Raw genomic sequence first — 7,256 nt, 5'->3', positions numbered from 1 at the left:
CCCCCCCCCCCCCCCCCCCCCCCCCCCCCCCCCCCCCCCCCCCCCCCCCCCCCCCCCCCCCCCCCCCCCCCCCCCCCCCCCCCCCCCCCCCCCCCCCCCCCTATTTTGAGTCTCGTGGGCTCGGAGATGTGTATAAGAGACAGATTTTAGGGATAGCATCACTCACATTATTGATTTTACTACAACCATTTCTAACTCTATTAACCATGGGATGGCTAACATGTACAGTTATGCTCATCATTGCTCTTTGGGAAGGGCATATGCATCGTCACAGAACTAATGTTCAATTACATGAGAATCATATTTGAAAATATTAACCCGGCAGTAATAATCCGTACGGATGGTATACTTCCGGCATGGAAAAAATCGATGTGCGCAAGCTTGAACCGGCCGCCCGTGAGCAACTGAGGCGTACCGCTATCCGGATGTACAAGCGTGGCCGGTCTCAAGCCAGTATTGCCGAAGAACTAGGGCTGCGCCGCCCCACCATTTCCGCCTGGGTGGTGCGTGAGGCAGCACTAGGTTCGCAGGGATTCAAAGAACAGAAGCGCGGTCGCACCGAAGGCACCGGCCGCCGGCTGACCGAGGCGCAAGAAACCCGAATCAAACAGGACATCGTGGATCGCACGCCAGATCAGATGAAGCTGAGATTTGCCCTGTGGAGCGCTCAGGCGGTCAAGGCTGTAATCAAGCAGATGTTTCTGATCGATCTGCCGATTCGTACTGTCCGTCTGTACTTGGCCCGCTGGGGCTTTACGCCGCAGCGCCCGCTCAAACGCGCTTATGAGCAGCGACCGGCAGCAGTCGAGAAATGGCTCAAGGAGGAATACCCGGCCATCGTCGCACGTGCCAAAGCGGAAATAGCTGAAATCAGCTGGGGCGACGAATCGGCGGTGTCGAGTGTTGAGCATTTTCCGCGCGGCTACGCCCCAAAAGGCCAAACCCCAGTTCTGGCGCTATCCCAGTCGAAAAGAGCGCGCATTAACTTGATTTCGGCCATCACCAACCAAGGCAAGATGCGCTTCATGCTGTACCGGGAGACTTTGACGGCGCAGGTGCTGATCAAGTTTCTGATGCGGCTGATCCGTGATGCTGGCGGCAAGAAGGTGTTCTTGATCCTCGACAACTTGCGGGTGCATCACAGCAAGCTGGTGCGAGCATGGTTGGAAGAAGAAGAGAACAAGAAGGCGATTGAGTTGTTTTTCCTGCCCAGCTACTCGCCAGAACTGAATCCGGACGAATACTTGAACGGCGACCTGAAGGCCAGAATGAGCGCAGGTGAGCCGGTCCGATCAGACGGTCAACTTCAAGGGAAAGTGTTGTCCCATTTACGCTCATTGCAGAAGCAGCCTGCCAGAATCCGGTCGTACTTCCGGCATGAAAAAATTCGCTACGCGGCATGAGCCTCCTGTACGGTATTTGAATGCCGGATTAATAGCGTTTTTGTGATCAGAAGCATAAGCTTCCTGATGGGCTATATTGCGCAAATCTGTCTGCGTCGCAGCTTGATAAGATAGTCGAATGACCCAGCCCGCTCCGAAACGCTACCGCACGATCAACTGAAGACCCCACATGATCCAGCGCGGTTCCCTGTCCATCAGGCTCGACACAAACTTGATTCCACGGGGCACGCGCTGGCGAACGCAGACCTATAGTTATGTCGGTGCCCGCAGATGCTCCGGGTCAAGATTCCCAACCAGAAAAGCTCAGGCGCACTGCATCTGCTGGTGGATAGCACAGGTATCAAGGTGCTGGGCGAAGGTGGGTGGGCTGCGTGTGAATTTTTAGATTCGTACAGTGATAACCAAGAAGCAGGGCGCGGAATATCGCCTGCAATGGCGCAAGGTGCATCTGGGCATTGATGATGCATTGCTTCAAACTTCTGGGTGAAAGGGTGACAGCCCGGCGCTTCGATAGTCGAGTAGCAGAGCTGCAAGTGCATGCTGCCATCTTGAACCGCTTCAGCATGCTGGGCCGCCCGTACACGGTGGTCATGGCATAAATCTGTTTGGGGAAGGGCGAAACTCGCCCTACCTAGGATTTATGCGGCTGTGCCTCGAGGCAGCAAACGTCAACCGTTCCCAAGCCTAGACCTTTCGTCTTGATGGTTATGGTGTGGCGCGCTCTCACCTGCTGATCAGGTGAAGAGTACCGCATCCATGCCATCATCAACTTCAATCACGACCATTTGCTGCTGATTTCGACTTTAATGTTTTGTTTGCGACTATATTGATCTGTTTGCGACTTTATTAGCCATGAACAAAAACACAACACAATCATCGCACGCGACATCGCGCGCTTGAAACTAGACGACTGGTCTAGTAGTATCCAGCACATGTCACGAGCCAACCACACCGCAGACACCCGCGAGCACCTGCTTGCCACTGGAGAAGCCATCATCCAGGGCAAGGGTTTCGCCGCCGTCGGACTGGCGGAAATCCTGTCCTGCGCCGGCGTGCCCAAGGGTTCGTTCTACCATTACTTTCCGTCCAAGGAAGGCTATGGCGTGGAAATGCTGCGCCGCTATTTCCTGAACTACGACGAAAGACTGGTTCTGTTGCTGCGGCCGGAGGCCGGCCATGCCCGCGATTGCCTGCTGACGTATTTCCAGGGCTGGGTAAACAACCACCGCTGCGCCGAACACAGCCACACCTGCCTGGCGGTGAAGCTGGCGGCGGAAGTGTCCGACCTGTCCGAACCGATGCGTGAGATGTTGGCCGAGGGCATGGGCAGAGTGATCCACCGCCTGGCCGACGCCATTCGCCGCGGCCAGCAGGAGGGCAGCTTGTGCACGTATCTGGAGCCGGATGAGCTGGCGGCCAGCCTGTACAGCCTGTGGGTGGGCAGCGCCCTGCTGTACAAGGTGCTGCGCTCGCAGGAACCCATGCTCAACGCCTACAAATTGACTGAAACCATGCTGGTGCAGCCCGATAGCGCCAGTTGCAAGCGATAGCGAACCCCGCCTCGACTGGCGGGTTTTCTTGAAACAAAAACTAGACGACTGGTCTACTCAAATGGAGTCCATCATGAACGAAACCCTGCAACTGATGCATGAACACCGCAGCGTGCGCAGCTATCAGGACAAAGCGGTCGCGCCGGAAATGCTGGATGCGATTCTGGACGCGGCGTGGAAAGGCCCGACTTCGATCAACGGCCAACAGGTCTCCCTGGTGGTGGTGCAGGATGCGGCGCGCCGCAAGCGCATTGCCGAAATCGCCGGCGGCCAGCCTTGGATCGCCCAGGCGCCGGTATTCATCGCCGTGGTGATGGACTTCCACAAGACCCGGGTCGGCGTCGAAATGGCTGGTGAACAGCAGGTGATCCACAACAGCGTCGAGGCCTTCGCCGTCGGCGGCGTGGATGCCGGCATCGCCCTGGGCAATCTGATGACCGCCGCGCACGCCGCCGGCCTGGGCGTGGTGCCGATCGGCGGCATCCGCCGCGACCCGCAGGCCATGATTGAACTGCTGGAGCTGCCGGAGCTGACCTTTCCGCTGGCCGGGCTGGTGATCGGCCACATCCAGCACGACAGCCAACAAAAGCCGCGCCTGCCGCGCCCGAGCTTCGTGCACCGGGAACGCTACCAGGCCGGCGAGCTGGCCAATCACATCGCGGCCTACGACGAAACGCTGCGCCGCCACTGGCAGGAGATAGGCCGCGCCGACGGCGAACCGTGGTCAAACAGCATCGCGCGTTTCTACCGCCAAGTTTACTATCCGCAGGTTGCGCCGGTTGCGCGCGCCCAGGGATTTGGATTCGATCAGTAAGCCCAACGCAATAGACTTCAAAAGGAAGAAAACATGCACGCCGACAAACTGTTCACCCCGCTGACCGTGGGCGCCGTTACCCTGGCCAACCGCGTGGCGATGGCCCCGCTGACCCGCCTGCGCAATATCGAACCGGGCGACGTGCCCGGCCCGCTGGCCAAGGAGTACTACCGCCAGCGCGCCAGCGCCGGCCTGATCGTGGCCGAAGGCACCCACATTTCGCCGACCGCCAAGGGTTACGCCGGCGCGCCGGGCATCTACAGCGAAGAACAAGTGCACGCCTGGGGCGAAGTCACCGCAGCCGTGCACCAGGCCGGCGGCAAGATCGCGCTGCAACTGTGGCACACCGGACGCATCTCGCACCGCTCGCTGCAGCCTAACGGCGACGCGCCTGTCGGTCCGTCCGCCATCCAGGCCGACAGCCGCACCAATATCCGCGCCGCCGACGGCAGCCTGGTGCGCGAGCAGTGCGATACCCCGCGCGCGCTGGAAACCGAGGAAATCGCCGACATTCTGGAAGACTACCGCCGCGCCACGGACAATGCCCGCCGCGCCGGTTTCGACCTGGTGGAAATCCACGGCGCCCACGGCTACCTGCTGGACCAGTTCCTGTCGCCGGCCGCCAACGTTCGCACCGACCAGTACGGCGGCAGTGTGGAAAACCGCGCGCGCTTCCTGCTGGAAGCGGTGGACGCGGTGGTGGCCGAGTGGGACGCCGACCATGTGGGCATCCGGATCTCGCCGCTGGGCATTTTCAACGGCGTCTCCAATACCGACCAGCTGGAAATGGCGCTGTATCTGGCCGAACAGCTGGCCAAGCGCAAGCTGGCCTTCCTGCACATCTCCGAACCGGACTGGGCCGGCGGCCCCAAGCTGGACGACACTTTCCGCGCCGAGCTGCGCAAGCGCTACCCCGGCGTGATCATCGGCGCCGGCGGCTACACCGCGGAGAAAGCAGAAACCCTGATCAAGCAAGGCTATATCGACGCCGCCGCCTTTGGCCGCAGCTATATTTCCAACCCGGATCTGGTGGAGCGGCTGAAACGGAACGCCCCGCTGAATCCGCCGCAAGCGGAAACCTTCTACGGCGGCGACGCGCACGGCTACACCGACTACCCGACGCTGCAACAGCAGGCGTAACGCCCGCTTCCGCCCGGCCCCTCAGGCCGGGCTTTTTTACGCCTTGGTCGGATGACAAATGGTTTTGAAACGCGCTACAGTCTGGGATCGCCGCGACGCCGCCGCGGCGGCACAATGACAGGCGCCCTGCACGCCGATGCGCGGCAAGGGCGCCGCACTCAGGAGAACATCATGAAGACCAGATTGCTCGCGTCCGCCGCCCTGATCCTGGCCGCGCAGAGCCACGCCGCAGCCGACCCATACCTGTGGCTGGAAAACATACAAGGCAAACAGGCCATGCAGTGGGTGCGCCAGCAAAACGCGCTGACCAACAAACAGACGGAAAGCTGGCAAAGCTTTCCTGGACTGAAAAAAGACATCCTGGCCATTCTGGACTCCAGCGCCCGCATCCCCGGCATCGAGAAAATCGGCGGCCGCTACTACAACTTCTGGCGCGACGGCCAGCATCCGCGCGGCATCTGGCGCAGCACCACGCTGGACGAATACCGCAAGGCCGATCCGGCCTGGGACACCGTGCTGGACCTGGATCAGTTGGCCAAGAATGAGAAGGAAAACTGGGTGTGGCAAGGCGCGGACTGCGTCAAGCCGCAGCAAGACCGCTGCCTGATCCGCCTGAGCCGCGGCGGCGGCGACGCCGCCGTGGTGCGCGAATTCGACCTGCCGGGCAAACGCTTCGTCGCGGATGGCTTTGTCGTGCCGGAAGCCAAGAGCGAGGTCAACTGGAAAGACCGCGACGCGCTGTACGTCGCCACCGATTTCGGCAAGGGCACGCTGACCGCCTCCGGCTACCCGCGCATCGTCAAGCAATGGCAGCGCGGCCAGCGCCTGGATCAAGCCGCCACGCTGTTCGAAGGCAAGGCCAGCGACATCTCGGTCAGCGCCAACCGCATCGACACCGCCGGCTACCAGTACCATCTGATCAGCCAGGGCACCAGCTTCTTCAGCAACGACCTCTACCTGCAGCGCGACGGCAAGTGGCAGAAGCTGGACAAGCCCGGCCACGTCGAAGCCAGCTTCCACGGCCCATGGCTGTTGTTGAAACCGCGCCAGAGCTGGAGCGTGGGCGGACATGATTGGCAAGCCGGCAGCCTGCTGGCCATCAAGCTGGACGATTACCTGCAAGGCAAGCGCGACTTCAGCCCCTTGTTCCAACCCAGCGCCTCCACCTCGCTGGCCGAAAGCACGGACACCCGCAACGCCGTCATCCTGACCGTGCTCGACGACGTCAAGAGCCGGCTGGTGGAATGGCAGGTCGTGGACGGCAAGTGGCAATCGCGCGCGGTGGCCGCGCCAGGCTACGGCAATATAGAAGTCAGCTCGATCGACAGCGACAGCTCGGACGACTACTTCTTCACCTTCACCGATTTCCTGACCCCGACCTCGCTGTCACTGGCCCATGCCGGCAGCGACGCGCGCGAGCCGCTGAAGCAACAGCCGGCCTTCTTCGACGCCAGCCCCTACCGCATCCAGCAGTTCTTCGCCCGGTCGAACGACGGCACCCAGGTGCCCTACTTCGTGGTGGCGCGCAAGGACTTGAAGCTGGACGGCCAGAACCCGACCCTGCTATACGGCTACGGCGGCTTTGAAGTCTCGATGACGCCGTACTATAGCGGCACCATGGGCAAGGCCTGGCTGGAGCGCGGCGGCGTCTATGTGCTGGGCAATATCCGCGGCGGCGGCGAATACGGCCCGGCCTGGCACGAGGCGGCGTTGAAGCACAACCGCCAGAAGGCCTACGACGATTTTTCGTCCATCGCCAAGGATCTGGCGCGGCGCGGCATCGCCGACGCGCGCCACCTGGGCATCAAGGGCGGCAGCAATGGCGGCCTGCTGATGGGCGTGATGCTGACCAAGTATCCGCAGCTGTTCCACGCCGTCGTTTGCCAGGTGCCGCTGCTGGACATGCGGCGCTTCAACAAGCTGTTGGCCGGCGCAAGCTGGATGGACGAATACGGCAATCCGGACAAGCCGGAAGACTGGGCGTATATCAAACGCTACTCGCCGTACCAGAACCTCCGCTCCGGCACCGCCTATCCGGCTACGCTGTTCGTCACCTCCACCCTGGACGATCGCGTCCATCCTGGCCACGCCCGCAAGATGTACGCGGCGATGAAGCAGCTAGGCGCCAACGTGCATTATTACGAACGAACCGAAGGCGGCCACGGCTCCGCCGCCAACCACGAGGAAGAGGCCGGCATCGCCGCCATGGAATACGCCTTCCTGTGGCAGCAGCTGCGCTGACAGCGCGCGGCCCCGCACAAGCGGGGCCGTTATTCCAATGCATCGCATCCCTACGCCTCCGCGATGCGATTTGAATGAGGCGACCGCTTTTCTATACTGGACGAGGGC

5 protein-coding genes and 1 pseudogene are annotated in these 7,256 nt (G+C 61.4%); all 6 read left to right on the top strand.

Annotated features, from left to right (window positions below; all coding sequences use genetic code 11):
* Positions 1-356 precede the first annotated feature (356 nt).
* The 6 genes and pseudogenes from JHD59_RS17045 to JHD59_RS17020 all read left to right on the top strand — a co-directional run bounded on the left by JHD59_RS17045 (position 357) and on the right by JHD59_RS17020 (position 7,148).
* Positions 357-1,403, top strand: coding sequence for an IS630 family transposase (locus tag JHD59_RS17045; protein WP_199155103.1), 1,047 nt, complete (start codon positions 357-359; stop codon positions 1,401-1,403).
* A 267-nt stretch (positions 1,404-1,670) separates the two neighbouring features.
* Positions 1,671-2,002, top strand: a pseudogene (locus JHD59_RS17040) (hypothetical protein); the annotation flags it as partial.
* A 333-nt stretch (positions 2,003-2,335) separates the two neighbouring features.
* A complete protein-coding gene (locus JHD59_RS17035; RefSeq protein ID WP_103319118.1) occupies positions 2,336-2,953 on the top strand; it encodes a TetR/AcrR family transcriptional regulator in 618 nt (205 codons plus the stop codon).
* Between the two features lie 73 nt (positions 2,954-3,026).
* The gene (locus JHD59_RS17030; protein ID WP_103319243.1) at positions 3,027-3,767 is read left to right on the top strand and encodes an NADPH-dependent oxidoreductase; all 741 of its coding nucleotides are present in this window, start codon (positions 3,027-3,029) and stop codon (positions 3,765-3,767) included.
* A gap of 33 nt (positions 3,768-3,800) precedes the next feature.
* Positions 3,801-4,907 (top strand): alkene reductase, encoded by a 1,107-nt coding sequence (locus JHD59_RS17025; RefSeq protein WP_199155102.1) that lies wholly within the window; start codon positions 3,801-3,803, stop codon positions 4,905-4,907.
* Positions 4,908-5,078: 171 nt separating this feature from the next.
* On the top strand, positions 5,079-7,148 hold the full coding sequence (locus JHD59_RS17020) for a prolyl oligopeptidase family protein (RefSeq protein WP_199155101.1): 2,070 nt from the start codon (positions 5,079-5,081) through the stop codon (positions 7,146-7,148).
* The last annotated feature ends 108 nt before the right edge of the window (positions 7,149-7,256 follow it).

The sequence above is a fragment of the Chromobacterium sp. ASV23 genome, from assembly GCF_016428945.1.
Taxonomy (GTDB): Bacteria; Pseudomonadota; Gammaproteobacteria; order Burkholderiales; family Chromobacteriaceae; genus Chromobacterium; species Chromobacterium sinusclupearum.
This window is presented reverse-complemented; position numbering and strand designations above follow the sequence as displayed.

Coding starts and splice junctions, on each gene's coding strand:
- JHD59_RS17030 (WP_103319243.1), top strand. CDS start 3,027: ATGAACGAAACCCTGCAACTGATGCATGAACACCGCAGCGTGCGCAGC.
- JHD59_RS17045 (WP_199155103.1), top strand. CDS start 357: ATGGAAAAAATCGATGTGCGCAAGCTTGAACCGGCCGCCCGTGAGCAA.
- JHD59_RS17020 (WP_199155101.1), top strand. CDS start 5,079: ATGAAGACCAGATTGCTCGCGTCCGCCGCCCTGATCCTGGCCGCGCAG.
- JHD59_RS17035 (WP_103319118.1), top strand. CDS start 2,336: ATGTCACGAGCCAACCACACCGCAGACACCCGCGAGCACCTGCTTGCC.
- JHD59_RS17025 (WP_199155102.1), top strand. CDS start 3,801: ATGCACGCCGACAAACTGTTCACCCCGCTGACCGTGGGCGCCGTTACC.